Raw genomic sequence first — 19,360 nt, forward strand, 5'->3', positions numbered from 1 at the left:
GTCGCTCCCCTTACTTGGTTTCGTTCAGGTTCGGGTTGCGGTCGTACTCCACGCCGAGCAGGCCGGTGTTGCCTTCAGCCTTGAGCTGGTCCATGTGGGCCTGGAATTCAGATTCCGACACCACCTCGACGCGGAACAGCATTTCGGAGTGGTACTCGCCGCAGAGTTCGGCACACTTACCGTCGTAGGTGCCCTCTTTAGTGGGGGTGAACCGGATGTAGTTGGTCTTGCCGGGAATCATGTCGCGCTTCTGCAGGAAGGCGGGAACCCAGAAGGAGTGGATGACATCGCGGGCGTTGAGCTCGAGGTCAACGGACTTGTTCACCGGCAGGTACAGCGTGGGGAGCTGTTCCTTGTCGATGGTGTTGCCGGTGAGGTGCGCCTGGACGCCGGCCTCGTGGAGGTCTTCCTGGATGACATCGCCGGACTTGTAGTTGAAGTCCCAGGCCCACTGCTTGCCGCGGACGTCCACGACGACGTCGGCAGGCTGTGAGCGGTCATCGATGGCCTGCTGGTCACGGTCCGTGAAGTAGAAGAACACCAGGACCATGAAGATCGGGATGGTGAGGTAGAAGACTTCCAGCGGAAGGTTGAAGCTGGTCTGCCGCGGGAAGCCCACGGTTCCCTTGCGGCGCCGGTAAGCGACCACGCACCAGATGATCAGGCCCCACGTGATGGCGCCGACTACGAGCGCAGCAATCCATGAGTTGACCCAGAGGTCCATGATGCGGTCGGTGTTGCTGGTGGTGCCACGTTCAGTGGGCATCCACCCTTTCTCTACCTCTGGCGAACATCCGGTCAAAACCAACGCGCCGGCTATAGCCAAGCTTGAGATCGTGGTGATCGTTTTGCGTCGGCTGCCGGTTCGGTTCTGCGAACTCACAGACGGCCCTTCCTACTTGTTGCTGTTGTCCGGGCAGCCATCGGCGCTCCGGGCACAAAAAAGTTTTACTACTCGGTGTAGAGCTTACCGCTCCCCCGGGCGTTTCGCCCACATGTCGGCGCCGAGCCCCCGTGCCGTTTTATGCGGCAGGAAGCCCGGCGCCGACATCAGGCGAAATAACCGGCCTAGTGGAATGAATCGCCGCAGGCGCACGAGCCGCCGGCGTTCGGATTGTCGATGGTGAAGCCCTGCTTCGAGATGGTGTCCTCGAAGTCGATGCTTGCGCCGCTCAGGTACGGCACGCTCATTTTGTCGACGACGACCTCGACTCCGTCAAAGTCGCGGACGGCGTCTCCGTCAAGGAGCCGCTCGTCGAAGTAGAGCTGGTAGATCAACCCTGAGCATCCACCGGGCTGCACGGCCACGCGCAGGCGCAGGTCCGTGCGGCCTTCCTGCTCGAGGAGGCTGCGGACCTTGCCGGCGGCGACGTCGGTCAGGTTGACCTCGTGAACGGGCAGTTCGTCGCTGGCCACGGTGGTGGCGGTGCTGTTTTCGTTGGTTGAGGTGCTCATTGGCCTACCTTCTTAGGACGGTCTGGCGGCGTCGCCGTAACGGCGCCTGCCCCTACAAATACGGTATGGGCTATAGCTACATGCTACGCGCGGCAGTCCTGTAGCTCTAACTCCTGGCGTAACCGTCAAAGCACGCCGGTTGTTCCCTGGAAGCAGGGCGGCCGCCCGCACGCCGAAAGCTGCTCAATCCCCTGCGGTGAGGCCCTCGCTGTTCAACCGGGCCAGCATGAGCGCCTCCGCCAGAATGGCATTGCGGAAGTCACCGATGTGCAGCGACTCATTGGCACTGTGGGCCCGCGAGTCCGGGTCCTCCACGCCTGTAACCAGGATCTGCGCGTTGGGATACAGGTCGGTGAGGTCGGCAATGAAGGGGATGGACCCGCCAATGCCGGTTTCCACGGCCGGAACCCCCCAGGCCTCCCCCAGTGCCCACATGGCCACCGTTGCCGCGGCGGATGACGTATCGGTCTGGAAGGGGTTGCCCGCCTCCCCCGGTGTGAAGACCACCTTTGCACCGAAGGGCGCGTTGGCCTCGACGTGCCTGCGCACCGCTTCCATGGCCTCCGCGGGAACCTGGCCCGGCGCCAGCCGCAGGCTGAACTTTGCCCGCGCACGTGGAAGCAGTGTGTTGGATGCCACGTCCACGGCGGGGGCATCGAAGCCGATGATTGACAGCGCCGGCTTGGTCCACAGCCGCGAGGCGATGCTTCCCGTTCCGGCAAGGCGGACGCCGTCGAGTACGGACGCGTCGGCCCGGTAGTCCGCCTCCGGCATCTCGACGGCAGCCGTGTCGGTGGCCACCAGCCCTTCGATGGCAACGTTTCCGTCGGCGTCGTGAAGTGTGGCAATCAGGCGGGACAGCAGGGTGGGCGCATCCAGGACCGGCCCACCGTACATGCCGGAGTGCACCGCATGGTCAAGTACCTGCACCTCGATGGTGCCGTCCACCAGGCCGCGAAGGCTGGTGGTCAGGGCCGGTATCCCGACTTTCCAGTTGCTGGAGTCAGCCACCACAATGACGTCGGCCCGCAGCAGTTCACGGTTCGCCTCCAGGAACGTCCGGAATGTGGGTGACCCCGCTTCTTCCTCGCCTTCGATGAAGAACGTCAAGCCCAGCCCCAGCGAGCCGGCGAGGACCTCGGCAACGGCGGCGTAGGCGGCGACGTGGGTCATGATCCCGGCCTTGTCGTCCGCGGCGCCCCGGCCGTAAAGGCGTCCGTCCTTTTCGACGGCGGTGAAGGGCTCCGTTCCCCACAGGGATTCGTCGCCCACCGGCTGAACGTCATGATGGGCGTACAGCAGGACGGTGGGTTTTCCTTCGGCGGCAGGACGGCGGGCGACGACGGCCGGCCCACCGGGCGTACCGTCGGCTTTGTCCGCGGTCAGCACCTGGACCTCACCGATCCCGGCACCCCGAAGGAGTTCGGCGACGGCCTCGGCGCTTCGCTCCAGGGGGGTGCGCTCAAAGCTGGGCCAGGCAATCCCGGGTATGGCAACGAGCTCCTTGAGCCGTGCAAGTGTCTGGTCGAAGGAACGGTCTACCGCTGAACGAAGATCTTCCGTCCTGCCGGTAGCCTTAGGGCCCGGTCCTACCGTGGTGGTGGTGCTGTGCGGGGTTGCCGCGGGTGATGGAGTCATGGCCAAAACATTACCCCCGTCACATTCGGGTGCCGGCCGGGGCAGGCGCGGAAGCAAGCAGCGGGCACGCTGCTGCAAGGTATTCTGGTCAGGTGTTCGGACGTAGAAAAGAAGCGCCCTCGGCGCAGGAAACCATAGACCAGCAGGCAGCGGAGGCAGCGGCGCGGCAGAACAGTGTGGCGGGCAAGGGCGCCCCGACCCCCACGCGGAAGGCCCAGGAGGCCGCCCGCAAGCGGCCGCTGGTGCCCGAGGACCGCAAGGCCTCCAAGGCCGCCGAACGCCAGGCCGTGCAGGACCAGCGCCTTAAGATGCGCCGGGCCCTGGACACCGGTGACGAGAAGTTCCTGCCGCTGCGTGACAAGGGGCCCCAGAAACGCTTCGCCCGCGACTTCGTGGACGCGCGTTTCAATCTCGGGGAATACCTGATGTTCGGTGCGTTGGTGTTCGTGCTGGTGTCCCTGGTGGTCCCGGCTTCCAGCGACATGATGATCTACGTCCTTGGCGCTTTCTGGGTCATGTTCCTGGCGGTCTTCGTGGACGTCTTCATTCTGTCCCGCAAGCTCCGCAAGCGCCTGGCGGAAAAGTTCGGGCAGGTGGAGGGCGGCACCGTCTGGTACGGTTCCATGCGGTCCCTGCAGTTTCGGAAGCTGCGGCTGCCCAAGCCCCAGGTCCAGCGCGGACAGTACCCGGCCTGACCCCACAAACTTTAACAACCGACACCCCGGCGGAAATACCGCCGGGGTGTCTGGTTTATAGCGCCTTTCCCGTCACGGGAAGCATACGGCAGGGCGCGTCAGGACCGCCGCGTCCGCGCAAGCTGCTTGTTGATTCGTGCTGCCCAGAACGGGCCCTCGTAGAGGAAAGCGGTGTAACCCTGCACCAGGGTCGCGCCGGCGTCGAGCCTGTCCTGGACATCCCGGGCCGACTCCACACCCCCCACCGACACGAGCGTTAGGGCGTCGCCGGTGGCGTGCTTGAGCCGCTTCAGCACCTCAAGGGAACGCTCCTTCAGGGGAGCGCCGGACAAGCCGCCTGCACCGCATTTCTCCACCTCTTCGGCCGGCGAGGACAGTCCTGCGCGGGCGATCGTGGTGTTGGTGGCAATGATGCCGTCCAGTTTCAGGTCCAGGGCAAGGCGCGCCACGTCGTCGATGTCCTCGTCGCTGAGGTCCGGTGCGATCTTAACCAGCAGCGGTACGTGGCGTCCCGCGGCACGGTCAGCTTCCTGTCCTACGGCGGTCAGCAGCGGACGGAGCGTTTCCACGTCCTGGAGCAGCCGCAGTCCCGGGGTGTTGGGAGAACTGACGTTGACCACCAGGTAGTCAGCGGCGGGCGCCAGGCTGCGGGCGCTCACCAGGTAGTCGTCCACGGCGTCGGCAAGTTCCACCACCTTGGTTTTGCCGATGTTGACGCCGATGACCGGACGCACCGCCGGGTAGCGGCGCTGAAGCGCGGCCCGCGCGGCCTTAAGCCTGGGCGCAACGGCCGAGGCGCCGTCGTTATTGAATCCCATGCGGTTGATGACGGCCCGGTCCTGGACCAGGCGGAACAGCCGCGGTTTTTCATTGCCCGGCTGTGCCTGCCCGGTGATGGTGCCTACTTCAATGTGCCCGAATCCAAGATCCGTGAGCGCCTCGATGCCGTGCCCTTCCTTGTCAAAGCCGGCAGCCAACCCGAACGGCGACGGGAAAGTGACGCCAAAAGCGGTGGTCTGCAGGGACGGAGCAGGGGCGGTCAGCTTCTGCAGGACCCGTCCGGCGCCCGACGCATGCGCGAGACGGATGCCCTTGAATCCGATCTTGTGGGCGCGCTCGGCGTCCATCCATGAAAAGGCCAGCCTGAAGAAAGTGGGATAAACGCGCATGCCTCCAGTTTCCCGTCTTCGGGGGCGCCACACCAAAACGGAGAAGCTGCCCCATGGGCGGCGTGCCCCGGCGCGCCGGTCTAGCATGAGGTCATGCAGTGGCAGCAGGACATCCTGGGCGGGGATTTCGAGTCCCACACTTTCGCGGCCGCCGGCCCCGACGGGGTGGCACGGACGGCAACCCTGGTCCGGCTCCGGCCGGATCCGGACAGCCGCGTCGCCGACGGCCACCGCCGTGCCGTGCTTTTCCTGCACGGCTGGAGCGATTATTTCTTCAACGTGGACCTGGCGCAGTTCTGGGCCTCGGCCGGTTACGACTTCTACGCACTGGACATGCACAACCACGGACGGAGCCTGCGCCCCGAGGCTCCGGGCGGTTATGTGGCGGACCTTGCCGCCTACGACGCCGAAATCGAAGAAGCAGCCCGCATCATCCGCCGGGAGGGTGCGCCCGGACCGTTGGCGCTGATGGGCCATTCCACCGGGGGGCTGGTGGCGGCCCTGTGGAGCAGCGGGCATCCGGAAGCCGTTTCACTGCTGATCCTGAACAGCCCCTGGCTGGAGATGCACGGGAGTTCGCTGGTGCGGCGCGCCGCGTCCAGCATGGTCCGTCCCGTGGCCCGCTTCCGCCCGCAGGCGGTTCTCCGGCTCCCGGAGCGAGGCCACTACTGGCGCACCATCAGCAGCGCGGCCGACGGCGAGTGGCCGGTTGATGAGCGGTACCGGCCCCGCATGGCATTCCCGGTGCGCGCAGGCTGGCTGCGGGCGGTACTCGCCGGGCATGCCCGGGTGGCCCGCGGCCTGGAAATCGAGGCGCCGATTCTGGTCCTGCTCTCCAAGGGAAGCGCGAACGGCCTGCTCTGGTCCGAGGAAATGCGCCGCACCGATGCCGTCCTGGATGTGAATATCATCGGTACCCGCGCACTCACGCTGGGCCGCACGGTGACCATCGAGCGGATTGACGGTGCCCTGCACGACGTCTTCCTCTCGCCGGAGCCGATCCGCACCGATGCCTACTCGCGGCTGGCCCGGTGGCTGCGGGCCTACGGGCAGGGCTAACCCGCCTGGGGATCCGCCGGTGCAGGGGCTGCATCAACGGCACCGCCATACCGGCGGTCCCGCCTGGCATATTCTTCGACGGCGGCCCAGAGGGTCCGCCGGTCAACATCCGGCCACAGCGTGTCCATGAAGACGAACTCCGCATACGCGGACTGCCAGAGCAGGAAGTTGGACAGCCTCTGCTCCCCCGAACTGCGCAGGAAAAGGTCGACGTCGGGAAGATCGGGCTCATCCAGGTACTTCTGGATGGTCCGCTCGGTGATGGCGCCCGGCTTCAGCCTGCCGGCCGCCACGTCTTCGGCAATCGCGGACACGGCGTCGGTGATCTCGGCCCGGCCGCCGTAGTTAACACACATGGTCAAATTACAGGTGGTATTTGCCACCGTGAACTGCTCGGCCTCCTCCAGTTCCCGGATGACCGAACCCCAGAGGCGCGGCCGGCGTCCCGCCCAGCGCACCCGGACACCCCAGTCGTCCAGCTGGTTCCGCTGCCTTCGAAGCACGTCCTTGTTAAATCCCATCAGGAAGCGCACCTCCTCCGGTGAACGCCGCCAGTTTTCGGTGGAGAACGCATAGACGCTGACATATTCGATGCCCAGTTCGATGGCTCCTGCCATGACATCGATCAGCGCGGGCTCCCCCGCCTTGTGCCCCTCGATCCGCGGCAGCCCGCGCTGGTTGGCCCAGCGGCCGTTGCCGTCCATGACGATTGCCACATGCCGGGGAATGAACTCAGCCGGGATGGACGGAGCCACCGCACCGGAAGGATGAGGGTAAGGGGCCACCACGGGGTGGGTACGCTTCCGGGGGGCGTTGTTCTTTTTTCCCAGGGCCACTGTCAGCTACGCTCCACATGTTTGAGGGACTTCAATACTCGTTCCAAATGCCACTGCAGGTAAGCGGCCACCAGGCCGGCAGCCTCCTTGCGGTGCTGCAGCAAGGACGCGTCCGCGGTGCTCCAGTCCCCGGTCAGCAGGGCCGCAAGCAGGACCACGGTTTCGGCTGCGGGGGCCGGTGACCCGGGCGGCCGGCACTGTGCACAGACCATGCCGCCCAGGGGCGCGGAGAACGCCGTGTGCGGGCCCGGCATGCCGCAGCGGGAGCAGTCGGTGAAGCTGGGGGCCCAGCCGCCGGTGGCCAGGGCGCGCAGCAGGTAGGAGTCCAGGATGAGGCCCGCCGCATGTTCGTCACGGCTCAGCGCAGCGAGGGCTCCCACCAGCAGGTTGTACTGCGCGGTGCCGGCCTCGCCGTCCACGTCCGTCAGTTTCTCGGCGGTCTCCGTCATGGCGGCGGCAACCGTGTACCTGCCGTAATCCGCGGCGATGCTTCCGCCGTAGGCCCCCTTGGCGACGGCCTGCGTGACGATGTCCAGCGTGCGGCCGGAGACCAGTTGCAGGTCTGCCACCATGAAGGGTTCAAGACGGGCACCGAAGCGGCTGCTGGTGCGGCGCACACCCTTGGCGACGGCGCGGACCTGCCCATGGTGCTTCGTCAGGAGGGTGATGATCCTGTCCGCCTCGCCCAGCTTGTGGGTACGGAGCACCACGGCGTCGTCCCGGTAGGCCCGGGAGGCAAAAGACTGTTGGACCACGCTCTATCTTCCCATCCTGCCCGGCGGCGCGCTGCCAGGCCACGGTGGTGCCGCCGGTTGGTCACGGCGGCACCACCTGCAGGTATCAGGCCCGAGCATCCCGGATGGCGCGGTTGACCGCCGAGATGACGGCCTTGAGGGACGACATGCTGGTGTTCGCGTCGATGCCGACACCCCACAGGACCCGCTCCCCCACGGCGCATTCGACATAAGCTGCCGCCGCGGCGTTGCCGCCTTCAGACAGCGCGTGCTCGCTGTAGTCCAGCACCCGGACGTCCACGCCGTCCTCGTGGAGGATGTTCAGCAGTGCGGCAATGGGACCGTTGCCCGTGCCGGTACGGCTGACCTGGGCGCCGTCGATGGTGAGTGCGGCGTGAAGCGTCATGCCGCCGTCGGCATCCGTTTCCGTCTTGACCCCGCCCAGGGAGTAGCGTCCCCACTGCCCTTCGGCCTGGCCGGACGGCAGGTACTCGTCCTGGAAGATCTGCCACAGCTGTGCTCCGCTGACCTCGCCGCCCACGGTGTCGGTGCGGCGCTGGATGACGCCGGAGAACTCGATCTGTGCGCGGCGCGGCAGGTCCAGGCTGTGCTCGTTCTTGAGCAGGTAGGCCACACCGCCCTTGCCGGACTGCGAGTTCACGCGGATGACGGCCTCATAGCTGCGGCCCAGGTCCTTGGGGTCAACCGGCAGGTACGGAACCTGCCAGGTGAAGTCGTCCACGGCCTTGCCTGCAGCGGCGGCGTCGCGCTCCAGGGCTTCGAAGCCCTTCTTGATCGCATCCTGGTGGGAACCCGAGAAAGCGGTGAATACGAGGTCGCCACCGTACGGCGAACGCTCCGGTACCGGCAGCTGGTTGCAGTACTCAACGGTCCGGCGGACGTCGTCGATGTTGGAGAAGTCGATCATGGGATCAATGCCCTGGACGAACATGTTCAGGCCCAGGGTGACCAGGTCCACGTTTCCGGTCCGTTCACCGTTTCCGAACAGGCAGCCTTCAATGCGGTCGGCGCCGGCCATGTAGCCCAGCTCGGCGGCAGCCACCCCGGTTCCGCGGTCGTTGTGCGGGTGCAGCGAGAGGATGATGCCTTCGCGCGGGTGCAGGTGCCGGCTCATCCACTCGATGGAATCGGCGTAGACGTTGGGGGTGGCCATTTCCACCGTGGCCGGCAGGTTGATGATCACCTGGCGGTCGGCGGAGGCTTCGAACACATCGGCCACCGCGTTGCAGACCCGGACGGCGTACTCGAGTTCGGTGCCGGTAAAGGACTCCGGCGAGTACTCGTAGGTCACGTGGGTGTCCGCGAGCGTTTCCTCATACTTCTTGCACAGGCGGGCACCCTGCAGGGCGATGTCCAGGATGCCGTCTTCGTCCTGGTTGAACACGACGCGCCGCTGCAGCACGGACGTGGAGTTGTAGAGGTGGACGATGGCCTGCTTGGCGCCGACGAGGGACTCGTAGGTCCGCTCGATCAGGTGTTCCCGGGCCTGGGTCAGGACCTGGATGGTGACGTCATCCGGGATGTGGTTGCCTTCGATGAGCTGGCGGACAAAGTCGAAGTCCGTCTGCGATGCCGACGGGAACCCGACCTCGATTTCCTTGTAGCCCATGCGGACCAGCAGGTCGAACATCTTCATCTTGCGGGCGGGGCTCATGGGGTCGATCAGTGCCTGGTTGCCGTCGCGCAGGTCAACGGCACACCAGCGCGGGGCCTTGGTGATCATCTTGTCCGGCCAGGTGCGGTCCGGCAGCTCAACTTTGATCTGGTCCTGGAACGGCGTGTACCGGTGGGCGGGCATTCCTGAGGGCTTCTGTGCGTTTCGCATGATGTTCGTGGCCTTTTCTATCGATCTTCAGTGAAAGGGTGGCCGGGCAACACAAACTCCGCAGCGAGGGTGGGCCGTGCGCTAGATAGCGTCTGTGGCCTCGCCGCGGCAGCTAAGGAGAAGGAGCTCTGCACGCACACTTTGAGGGTAACACGGGTGCGTAAGATGAAAGGGCACTACCGTCCGTAAAGTCCAGCATGCAGACGCCTTCCGGTGTTCCGCCCGGCAGCAGCGTCCCAGCAAAGGAGTTGCAGTGCCCATTTCGGGGATCGATCTTTCCACCATTGATCACACAGTCCGGCCGCAGGATGACCTCTACCAGCACGTCAACGGCGCGTGGCTGAAGGCCACCGAGATTCCGGATGACCGGCCCCTGGAGGGGACCTTCACCGCCCTGCGTGACGGGTCCGAGATCGCCGTCCGGGACATCATCGAGGAAGCGGCGGCCAAAGGCGACGACGCCACGGGGATCGAGCGGAAGATCGGCGGGCTGTACAACAGCTTCATGGACGAAGCCACCGTTGAGGGCAAGGGCATGGAGCCCATCCGCGGGCGGCTCGCGGAGGTTTTCGCCACGACCTCGGTCCCGGAGCTCATTGCCCTGGCGGGCCGGTTGTTCCGCGCGGACGTGGGCGGGTTGTTCTACATCTATCCCGCCCCTGATGCGGGCAACCCCGACCGGGTCCTGCTGTACACCGGGCAGGGCGGCCTGGGCCTGCCCGACGAGTCCTACTACCGGGAAGAGAAGTTCGCCCCGATCGTCGGCGCCTATACGGCGCACGTGGAGAAAATGTTTGAACTGGCCGGACTGGCGGATCCGAAGGGTGCCGCGAACCGCGTGGTCGGGCTGGAGACAAGGCTCGCATCCCACCACTGGGACAACGTCACCCTCCGGGATCCGCAGAAGACCTACAACCTGAAGACGGCAGACGAAGCCACCGCACTCTTCCCCCTCTTCGCCACCTGGTTCGAGGCCGCGGGAATCGACGCTGGCAAGCGCACGGAAATCGTCGTCAGCACCCCAGACTTCTTTGCCGGCGCCGCCGGGCTCCTGGACGAAGTCCCGGTGGCCACCTGGCAGGAGTGGCTGGCCATGCGCGTCGTCAGCGCGGCGGCGCCGTACCTGTCCTCCGGGTTCGTGGATGCCAACTTCGCGTTCTACGGCACCACCATCAGCGGCACGCCCCGCAACAAGGACCGGTGGAAGCGCGGAGTGGCCGTCGTCGAGGCAGGGCTCGGGGAGGCCGTCGGCCAGATCTACGTGGCCCGGCACTTCCCCGAGTCCCACAAGGCACGGATGCAGACCCTGGTGGCGAACCTCATCGAGGCGTACCGCCGCAGCATCAATGACGTCAGCTGGATGGGCCAGGACACCAAAGCCGAGGCCCTGCGCAAGCTGGAGGCGTTCCGCGCGAAGATCGGCTACCCGGACGAGTGGATCGATTACTCGGCCGTGGAGATCGACCCCGACGACCTGCTGGGCAATGTGGAGCGCGCGCACAATGCCGACGTCGACCGTCACCTTGATGAGGTGGGCAAGCCGGTGGACCGGAACAAGTGGCTGATGACGCCGCAGACGGTCAACGCCTATTACCACCCCATGATGAATGAAATTGTGTTCCCCGCGGCCATCCTGCAGCCGCCGTTCTTCACCGCCGACGCCGACGACGCCGTGAACTACGGTGGGATTGGGGCCGTGATCGGCCACGAGATCGGACACGGCTTTGATGACCAGGGTTCACAGTTCGACGGCGGCGGGGCCCTTCGCAACTGGTGGACGGAGCAGGACCGCCGGGCCTTCGAGGCGCTGACGGCCCGCCTGGTGGCACAGTTCGATGCGCTCTCCCCCACGGCCGCGCCCGGGCACCACGTCAACGGCCGGCTCACGCTCGGCGAGAACATCGGCGACCTGGCAGGGCTGACCATCGCCTACAAGGCATACCGGATCAGCCTGGACGGCAAGGAGCCGGAGGTTCTTGACGGCCTGACCGGGGAACAGCGCTTTTTCGCGTCCTGGGCAGCTGGGTGGCGGCAGGTCATCCGGCAGGAGGAGGCCATCCGGCGGCTTGCCACCGATCCCCACTCCCCCAACGAATTCCGGACCAACGCCATCGCGAGAAACCTCGACCCGTTCCACGAGGCATTCGATGTTACCGAGGACGACGGAATGTGGATGCCCCCCGCTGAGCGCGTGAGCATCTGGTAGCTGAACAGCAAAAATGGGCCCCGCCATTGGCGGGGCCCATTTTGTTGCGGGACAGATTTGTCCGTGCAGGGAAGACCGGCTGTTACTGCCGCACGATCAGGTCAGGATTCGCCTGCTGGCACACCTTGTCCCCTGCCGTCTGGTTCACAATGTCCTGGGGCAAAGCCGCGGCGGCTCCGCCTCCTGCCCCAAAGGCAGTGCCGGTGGTGAAGTCGCTGCCGACGTACACCTGCACGCCTGCCACGCCCGGAGCAGGGATCATGAGGGTGGCCGGAATTCCCAGCAGCGCCGCCACATCGGCAGCAACGTCGGCAAAGCCATTGCCGTAATACACCGCGGTCTTGGCCACCGGCTGCGCGAGGAACTGGCCGGTCTGGGCGAAGCCGCCTGCAACCAGCGCCTGGACAAGCTCCTGGGCACGGCCGTTGATGCCACTTCCGTTGGCGACGGTCACGGGCTGGATCGCTTTGTTGTAGGGCGGCACGGGCGTCGCCGTCTCAGTGGGGGCAGGAGGTGCTGCCGTTTCGCTGGGCGACGGTGTGGTGGGCGCGGTGGGATCCGTCAGGTCCACATTCTTGCGCATTGCCGAAAAGAGCTGCGCACCTGCGGGTTCTGCGATGACCAGCCTGTTGGGGTCCACGGGCGCCGGTGTGGTGGGCACCGCGACAAACGCCACCTTGCTGATGTCGATGTCCTTGAGCCGATTGCCGATGGTCAGCAGCGTGGGAACGGACGCAAGACCGTTGTCCACTGTCAGGTTCTGGGTCACGACGTCGGCGATCTTCAGCATTTTCGCGGGGTCGGAGAGGGTCCCGTCGTCCTTGATCTTTCGGGTCAACGATGAGAGGAAGCCCTGCTGCGCCTTGATGCGGCCCAGGTCGCCGCCGTCGGCAAAGGCATGACGGGTGCGCAGGTAGGCAAGTGCCATTTCGCCCTGGACGGACGACGTTCCGGCAGGCAGCCGCAGCCGGGAGTCGGGATCATACACCGCGTCGCTGATGCACACATCCACCCCGCCCACGGCGTTGGACAGTTCCTTCACGGCGTTGAAATCAGCCATCATGAAGTGGTCAACCTGCATGCCGGTGAGCTTGTTGACCGTGTCCACGGCGCAGCCGATGCCGGCCTCGCTCATGGCCTCATTGATCATCACGCCGGTGCGGGCAGGGTAGTCCTTGTTGGTCTTCCTGTCCTTGCAGTCCGGAATGTCCACCAGGAGGTCCCGGGGAAAGCTGATGACGTTGACCCGCTTGTTGTCCTCGGAGATGTCCATCAGCATCATGACGTCCGACTTGCCGTAGCCGGTGGAATCGTCGGCGGTTCCGTACTCTGAGTTCTTCCCGTCCCGGGTGTCCGAGCCGAGGATCAGGATCTGCAGGCGTCCGGTGGCATCGTTCCCCGGGGACTCGGTGCTTTCGCCGCCGGCGTTCAGCGGGGCCTTGGAGATGTTGTTCTGGAGCCGGAAGAACCAGAACCCGGCGAACGCGGCAGCCGCCACCAGGACCAGGGCCACCACGCCGGTGACGGCCTTCAGCCACAGGGGCATGCTGCGCAGGGGGCCAAGGTGCCGTGCGGCACCGACGTCATGGCTGTCCGCGTGACGGGACGCCGGTCCCGGTCCGGCTGACAAGTCAGCCTCGTTGTCGCGGTTATCGCGGCCTCGACCCACGTGGTGAACCTTCCTCTAAAAACGAAATCCGGCCCATTTTAGTGGTCCAGTCTGGAGAACATGCCGGGAACGCCCCTGGGCGAAGCGTTTGTACGGGTCAGAAACCCAGTTTGACCAGCTGTTTCGGGTCGCGCTGCCAGTCCTTTGCCACCTTGACGTGGAGGTCCAGGTAGATGCGCGTGCCCAGGAGGGCTTCGATGCCCTTGCGGGCGTTGGTGCCGACTTCCCGCAGCCGGGCCCCGCCCTTGCCAATGATGATGGCTTTCTGGGAGGGACGCTCGACGTAGAGGTTGACGCGCACGTCCAGGAGGGGGTTGTCGTCCGGCCGGTCCTCCCGGGGGACAATTTCCTCCACCACGACGGCGAGGGAGTGCGGGAGCTCGTCCCGGACCCCTTCCAGGGCTGCTTCGCGGATCAGTTCAGCCACCATTACGGCTTCGGGCTCGTCGGTCAGTTCCCCGTCCGGATACAGGGGAGGCGACGGCGGCATGTGGCTGATCAGCACGTCGGCGACCGTTTCGACCTGGAAACCGTCGGCAGCGGAAACGGGAACGATGTCCTTCCAGCCGTCCTCGCCCATCACCTCGCGGCCGAGCGCCGCCACGGCAAGGAGCTGTTCGGTGAGCGCCTGCTTGTCCACCAGGTCAGCCTTGGTGACGATGGCGATCACAGGTTTGCGGCCGACGGCGGCAAGCTGCGCGGCGATGAACTTGTCACCGGGTCCGATCTTCTCGTTGGCAGGCAGGCAGAATCCGATGGCGTCCACCTCGGCGAGGGTGTCTGCCACGAGGTCGTTCAGGCGCTTGCCGAGCAGGGTCCGGGGACGGTGCAGGCCCGGTGTGTCCACCAGGATCAGCTGGGCGTCGTCGCGGTGGACGATGCCGCGGATGGTGTGCCGCGTGGTCTGCGGTTTGGCCGAGGTGATGGCCACCTTCTTGCCCACCAGTGCGTTGGTCAGGGTGGACTTGCCCGCGTTGGGCCTGCCGACCAGGACGGAAAAACCGGCGCGGAAACCGCCAAAGTCGTCCGGTTCGGCAGCCTTATTTTTCTTGCTCACGTGGAACTCCCTGCTGGGTTGCTTCGGCCTCTTCCAGGAGGCCTTCAAGGTCAGTCTCTACTCTTGGTACGGGTGCCGCAATGATGTGGCTGACCCGGTTCCGCCGGCCTTCCAGCCGGTCCGCCCGCAGCGATACGCCCTGCACGTCCACGCTGCTGCCCACGATGGGAACGCGGCCCAGCGCCTTGGCGAGGAGGCCACCCACGGTGTCCACCTCGTCGTCGTCGATCTCCAGGTCGAACAGCTCGCCCAGGTCGTCGATGCCCATCCGGGCGCTGACCCGGTAGGAGCCGTCTCCCAGGGCCACGGCTTCGGCGCTCTCGGTATCGTATTCGTCGACGATCTCGCCCACGATCTCCTCGATCAGGTCTTCGAGGGTCACCAGGCCGGCAGTGCCGCCGTACTCGTCGATCACGATGGCTACGTGCGTGGACTCCTTTTGCAGTTCGCGCAGGAGGTCGCTGACGGGTTTCGACTCCGGCACGTAGCGGACCTCGCGGGCCAGCGACTCCACCAGGGGCGGCGCCTGGTCCGCTCCCAGCTGGTGGATGACGGCCGCAACGTCCTTGAGGTAGACGATGCCGAGGATGTGGTCGGTGTTCTCGTTGATGACCGGGATTCGCGAGTATCCCGAGCGCAGGAACAGGGACATGGCCTGGTGGAGGCTTGAGCCGGCGTCGATGCTGACGATGTCCGTCCTGGGAACCATGACGGCTCGCACCAGGGTGTCCCCAAAGTCGAAGACCGACTGGATCATTTCGGCTTCGGTGTCCTCGATCATGTCGGACTCACTGGCCCGGTCCACGAGTTCCCGGAACTCCTGTTCGCTGAAGAACGCGTCGTCACCGCCGGGCGCACCGGGAGCCGCGGAGCTCCCCAGGGCCACGAGCCACCCTGGAATGGGCCCCAGCACGCTGGTGAGGAACCGGACCATCGGTGCGGTGAAGCGGACCACCGCGGTGGAGTGCAGCCTGCCAAGCTGCCTGGGTGAAACACCCACGATCACGAACCCCAGGAGGGCCATGATGCCGGTGGCCACCAGGCCGGCGACCCAGACGTTGTCCAGCAGGCTGGCGATCAGGACGGCGACGGCAACGGCCGAGGCCATCTCGAACCAGACGCGCCAGAAGCGGAGGGCCCGGGTGTGGGCAACCGGTTCTGCAAGGATGCGGCGCATGGCGGTGCCGCGGCTTCTGTGGAGCGCCTGTTCAGCGTCGTGCCGGGGAAGGAAACTGAAGGCGGCCTCGGCCGCTGTCAGCAGGGCCGCGACGGCAAGGAAAACCAGTGCCACCGCGACCAGGAGCAGTTGCGTCACTGGGTCGTCTCGGCAGGTGCTTCTTTGCCGGTGAAGCCGGACAGGAGTTCCCGCTGGAGCCCGAACATCTCCGCCTTCTCTTCCGGTTCGGCATGGTCGTAGCCCAGCAGGTGAAGGATCCCATGCGTGGTGAGCAGCAGCATCTCGTCCTGCAGCGAGTGGCCCGCGTTCCGGGCCTGCACCGTGGCCACCTGCGGGCAAATGGCAATGTCGCCCAGCATGCCCTGGGGTGTGGGCCGGTCAGGGGTCCCTGGAGTCAGCTCGTCCATGGGAACCGAGAGCACGTCCGTGGCTCCCGGTTCGTCCATCAGCTCGATGTGCAGCTTCTCCATGGCCGGTTCATCCACCAGGAGGATGGAGAGTTCGGCCTGCGGATGGATGTAGAGCTGCTCAAAAATGTACCGCGACAGGGCCACGAGCCCGGACTCATCCACCTGGACGCCGGACTCGTTGTTCACCTCGATGCTCACGCGTGTTCCCCCCGTTTTTCGCGGCTTGCTGAATGTTTGACGCGGTTCCGCTGGGCTTCATCCCAGATGCTGTAGGCGTTGACGATGTCGCCAACAAGCCTGTGCCGCACAACGTCGGCGGCATCCAGGACAGAGAAGTTGACGCCCTCGATGCCCTGCAGGATTTCTTCGACGATCCGCAGCCCGGAACGCGTTCCGAAGGGCAGGTCCACCTGGGTGACGTCTCCGGTGACCACCATCCTGGATCCGAAACCGAGCCGGGTGAGGAACATCTTCATCTGTTCCGGCGTGGTGTTCTGGGCCTCGTCAAGGATGATGAAGGCGTCGTTGAGGGTGCGGCCGCGCATGTAGGCAAGGGGCGCCACCTCGATAGTGCCGGCCGCCATGAGCCGCGGGATGGATTCCGGGTCCATCATGTCGTGCAGGGCGTCGTAGAGCGGGCGCAGGTAGGGATCGATCTTGTCGCTGAGCGTGCCGGGCAGGAACCCGAGCCGCTCCCCCGCCTCCACCGCAGGGCGCGTCAGGATGATCCGGCTGACCTCTTTCTGCTGCAGTGCCTGGACGGCTTTCGCCATGGCGAGATAGGTCTTGCCGGTGCCGGCCGGGCCGATTCCGAAGATGACCGTGTTGGCATCGATGGCGTCAACGTAGTTCTTTTGGTTCAGCGTCTTGGGCCTGATGGTCCTGCCGCGGCTGGAGAGGATGTCGTGGGTGAGCACATCCACGGGATTCTGGAGTGACTGGGTGCGCAGGAGGGCAACCAGCTGCTGCAGCACCGCGGGCGTGATGACTGTGCCCCGGGCCACCAGGCCACGGACTTCCTGGAGGAGCCGCATGATGCGGGGAACGTCACTGACGGGGCCGCTGATGGACAGTTCGTTGCCGCGGGCATGGAAGTTGACGTCCGGGAACTGCTCTTCGATGAACCGCAGCGCCTCGTCATGGCTGCCGAGCGACTGAACCATTTGGTCGGAGTTCTCAAAGAGGACTACTTCGGTCCGGATGCCAGGCAGGGAGTGCGGGAATTCCCCCGGACTGCCGTCGCCCGTGTTGATCCGGCGCTTACCATTTGCTGATTCAGTCATGGTGCTGGCCCGCAGGCCCGTGGTCCCCTCGAAGATCGACATCATTTGTTTGCTTCGGCTGATGCCGGCGCCCCTTGCACGGTGCTCCTTGCCCAGCGATCCCTTTATCTTACGCCAGCACCCGCCCTGACCGGGCACTGGAACGCAGACCAGGCGGGTCACCCGGCTGCGCGTGGCACCGGCCCTTCAGCCAGGGAAGTGGACCCGCAAACGGGTAAGAATGCAGCGTTAGGTATCAACTTCATATCGGCCTCATATCGTTCCCGTTGCAGTTGCGGCCGGGGAGGCCAAAGAGCGGCTGGAGGCACCCTCCCCTGTGTAATGCTGGAAATCCAGCGTCTGCTGGAACGCCAGGCCGCCAGGGGGATCGGCCCGCCACGCCAGGAAAGGACTAGGCAGGACAGTGCCGGAAACCTCTGTGCCCGAACGGGCAGGACGACCGATGGGCCGAGTGCGCCCTGCCGTCCTCGCAGGAATCCTGGTGCTCGTTCCCGCCCTTGCAGCCTGCACCGCCGAGAACGGACCAACGCCCTCCGTCACCTCCGCCTCAGTCCCGGCCACGGGCGGCACCATGCCGGACGCACCGGCCACCAGCGCTCCGCTGGAAACCACCCAGTCCTCCAATAAGGCCCCGGTGTACTGGATTGGCCGCAGCGGCGGGAACATCTTCCTCTACCGTGAGTTCCGGGACGTTCCGGAACAGGAGAACCCGGTGACGCGGGCACTCCGCGCCATGATGTCGGAGAAGCCGCTGGACCCCGACTTCTTTACGCCCTGGCAGAACCCGGACAAACTTGCCACCTCCATCTCGGGCAAGGACATCATCACGGTCGACGTCTCGGCCGACGCCTTCAACAGCAACCTCGACGCCGACATGGCCGCCCGCGCCATCCAACAGCTGATCTACACGGCGACCGCCGCCGCTGCCAGTTCGGGCCTGATCGACACAGGGCAGCAGGTCCGGGTGCGGATCCTCGTGGACGGCCACACGGACTATGTCGCGTTCGGAAAAGTCCAGCTGGGCGCACTGATGACCCGGGCAGCCGGGCTGGTGGCGCCGGTGTGGATCATTGATCCGCAGGAAAGCACCGAGGTACCTGCCGGCAGCGTAAAGATCACCGGCCGCAGCACGTCGCCGGGAGCAAAGCTCCGCTGGCAGATCCTGCAGTCCGGGGACGGCGGCAGCAAGGCCCCGTTCCTGACCGGGGAAACCACGGCCGGCGCCGGGCAGGGGCAGGCGGGCGTCTTTGCGCTGGCACTGACCTTGCCGGCCGGCGACTATGAGCTCCGGGTGGCGCAGGCAGGGTCCGGCGGGGAGCCGGACCGCAACGAGGACACCAGGTCCTTCAAGGTCAGGTAGCCGTCCACCGGCCGAGGATGTCGCTTGCAAGCACGACGGCGGCAGGCCCAGCCGTGGAGGACCGCAGGACGTGGTGCCCCAACAGGGCGGTCACAGCGCCTTTGTCGCAGAGTTTCGTTACTTCCCGCGGGCTGATTCCGCCTTCCGGGCCGACGATCAGCAGGACTTCCCGGATTCCGTCGTGCCCACTCCCCTGCCACGCTTCCAGGACGGTCCGTAGCGGACGCACGGCATCTTCGTGGAGGATGACGGCCAGGTCTGCACCCTCCACGGCGGCGGAAAGCCCGGCAGTATCGACGGCGGCCCGGACCTCGGGGATCCAGGCGCGCCGCGCCTGCTTGGCGGCGGCGGCCACGGTGGACTCCCACTTGGCGTGGGCGCGGGCGGCCCTGTCACCTTTCCAGCGCACGATGGACCGCTCCGACTGCCAGGGTATGACGGCATCGATGCCCAGCTCGGTGGCCGTTTCAATGGCCAGTTCGTCGCGGTCGCCCTTGGCCAGGGCCTGAACCAGCACCAGACGGACGTCCGGCCTGTCTTCCATTGCCAGTGCGCCGCACTCCACTTCAAGTCCCGTGGGCGCGGCGGAGGCGACCTTGCCGCTCATGCGCGCGCCGGCGCCGTCGACAATGTCCACGGCCTCGCCCGGAGACAGGCGTTTGACGGTGACTGCATGCCGGGCCTCCGCCCCTTCGAGGACAAAGAGCTGGCCGGGCACCATGCCCGCCAGTGAACCGGCGGAGGTGAAGAAGACGGGGTTGCTCAC

General features: G+C 65.8%; 17 protein-coding genes. 4 read left to right on the forward strand and 13 right to left on the reverse strand.

What is annotated here, in order from left to right:
- Positions 1–10: 10 nt before the first annotated feature.
- The 3 genes from coxB to LDO22_RS03525 all read right to left on the reverse strand — a co-directional run bounded on the left by coxB (position 11) and on the right by LDO22_RS03525 (position 3,093).
- A complete protein-coding gene (gene coxB / locus LDO22_RS03515) occupies positions 11–883 on the reverse strand; it encodes a cytochrome c oxidase subunit II (RefSeq protein WP_224026116.1) in 873 nt (290 codons plus the stop codon).
- A 185-nt stretch (positions 884–1,068) separates the two neighbouring features.
- Entirely contained in the window at positions 1,069–1,455 is a 387-nt protein-coding gene (locus LDO22_RS03520) for an iron-sulfur cluster assembly accessory protein (protein ID WP_159631956.1), read from the reverse strand.
- 183 nt (positions 1,456–1,638) lie between these two features.
- A complete protein-coding gene (locus LDO22_RS03525) occupies positions 1,639–3,093 on the reverse strand; it encodes a dipeptidase (protein WP_224026117.1) in 1,455 nt (484 codons plus the stop codon).
- A 92-nt stretch (positions 3,094–3,185) separates the two neighbouring features.
- Between LDO22_RS03525 and LDO22_RS03530 the strand changes: the two genes are divergently transcribed.
- Positions 3,186–3,788, forward strand: coding sequence for a DUF3043 domain-containing protein (locus LDO22_RS03530; protein ID WP_159631954.1), 603 nt, complete (start codon positions 3,186–3,188; stop codon positions 3,786–3,788).
- Between the two features lie 98 nt (positions 3,789–3,886).
- Here LDO22_RS03530 and LDO22_RS03535 read toward each other — a convergent pair whose 3' ends face one another.
- A complete protein-coding gene (locus LDO22_RS03535; RefSeq protein WP_224026118.1) occupies positions 3,887–4,957 on the reverse strand; it encodes a quinone-dependent dihydroorotate dehydrogenase in 1,071 nt (356 codons plus the stop codon).
- Positions 4,958–5,050: 93 nt separating this feature from the next.
- Here LDO22_RS03535 and LDO22_RS03540 point away from each other — a divergent pair, with 93 nt between their 5' ends.
- Positions 5,051–6,016, forward strand: coding sequence for an alpha/beta hydrolase (locus tag LDO22_RS03540; RefSeq protein ID WP_224026119.1), 966 nt, complete (start codon positions 5,051–5,053; stop codon positions 6,014–6,016).
- Here LDO22_RS03540 and LDO22_RS03545 read toward each other — a convergent pair.
- From LDO22_RS03545 to leuA, 3 genes are all read right to left on the reverse strand, one after another.
- A complete protein-coding gene (locus LDO22_RS03545) occupies positions 6,013–6,852 on the reverse strand; it encodes an isoprenyl transferase (RefSeq protein ID WP_224026120.1) in 840 nt (279 codons plus the stop codon). The genes LDO22_RS03540 and LDO22_RS03545 overlap by 4 nt on opposite strands.
- Before the next feature lie 2 nt (positions 6,853–6,854).
- Positions 6,855–7,607, reverse strand: coding sequence for a DNA repair protein RecO (recO, locus tag LDO22_RS03550; RefSeq protein WP_224026121.1), 753 nt, complete (start codon positions 7,605–7,607; stop codon positions 6,855–6,857).
- A gap of 85 nt (positions 7,608–7,692) precedes the next feature.
- Positions 7,693–9,432, reverse strand: coding sequence for a 2-isopropylmalate synthase (leuA, locus tag LDO22_RS03555; protein ID WP_224026122.1), 1,740 nt, complete (start codon positions 9,430–9,432; stop codon positions 7,693–7,695).
- A gap of 253 nt (positions 9,433–9,685) precedes the next feature.
- On the opposite strand from leuA, the gene LDO22_RS03560 reads away from it, so the two are divergent.
- The gene (locus LDO22_RS03560; protein ID WP_224026123.1) at positions 9,686–11,638 is read left to right on the forward strand and encodes a M13-type metalloendopeptidase; all 1,953 of its coding nucleotides are present in this window, start codon (positions 9,686–9,688) and stop codon (positions 11,636–11,638) included.
- Positions 11,639–11,720: 82 nt separating this feature from the next.
- On the opposite strand, the gene LDO22_RS03565 is transcribed toward LDO22_RS03560, so the two are convergent.
- From LDO22_RS03565 to LDO22_RS03585, 5 genes are all read right to left on the reverse strand, one after another.
- Entirely contained in the window at positions 11,721–13,307 is a 1,587-nt protein-coding gene (locus LDO22_RS03565; RefSeq protein WP_224026124.1) for an LCP family protein, read from the reverse strand.
- Between the two features lie 97 nt (positions 13,308–13,404).
- Positions 13,405–14,364: a GTPase Era gene (gene era, locus LDO22_RS03570; RefSeq protein ID WP_159631946.1), complete on the reverse strand. Its 960-nt coding sequence runs from the start codon at positions 14,362–14,364 to the stop codon at positions 13,405–13,407.
- Positions 14,348–15,679, reverse strand: coding sequence for a hemolysin family protein (locus LDO22_RS03575; protein WP_159631945.1), 1,332 nt, complete (start codon positions 15,677–15,679; stop codon positions 14,348–14,350). Before LDO22_RS03575 ends, era begins: the two co-directional genes overlap by 17 nt.
- Positions 15,676–16,149: an rRNA maturation RNase YbeY gene (gene ybeY, locus LDO22_RS03580; protein WP_159631944.1), complete on the reverse strand. Its 474-nt coding sequence runs from the start codon at positions 16,147–16,149 to the stop codon at positions 15,676–15,678. Before ybeY ends, LDO22_RS03575 begins: the two co-directional genes overlap by 4 nt.
- Complete coding sequence (locus LDO22_RS03585; protein WP_224026125.1) at positions 16,146–17,234, reverse strand: PhoH family protein; 1,089 nt, start codon at positions 17,232–17,234, stop codon at positions 16,146–16,148. The genes ybeY and LDO22_RS03585 overlap by 4 nt, the downstream gene beginning before the upstream one ends.
- A 442-nt stretch (positions 17,235–17,676) precedes the next feature.
- On the opposite strand from LDO22_RS03585, the gene LDO22_RS03590 reads away from it, so the two are divergent.
- The gene (locus tag LDO22_RS03590) at positions 17,677–18,594 is read left to right on the forward strand and encodes a GerMN domain-containing protein (protein WP_224026126.1); all 918 of its coding nucleotides are present in this window, start codon (positions 17,677–17,679) and stop codon (positions 18,592–18,594) included.
- Here LDO22_RS03590 and LDO22_RS03595 read toward each other — a convergent pair.
- Entirely contained in the window at positions 18,587–19,360 is a 774-nt protein-coding gene (locus tag LDO22_RS03595; protein WP_224026127.1) for a 16S rRNA (uracil(1498)-N(3))-methyltransferase, read from the reverse strand. The two genes, LDO22_RS03590 and LDO22_RS03595, sit on opposite strands and share 8 nt — an antisense overlap.

The organism is Arthrobacter sp. NicSoilC5 (assembly GCF_019977395.1).
In the GTDB taxonomy this organism is placed as follows: domain Bacteria; phylum Actinomycetota; class Actinomycetes; order Actinomycetales; family Micrococcaceae; genus Arthrobacter.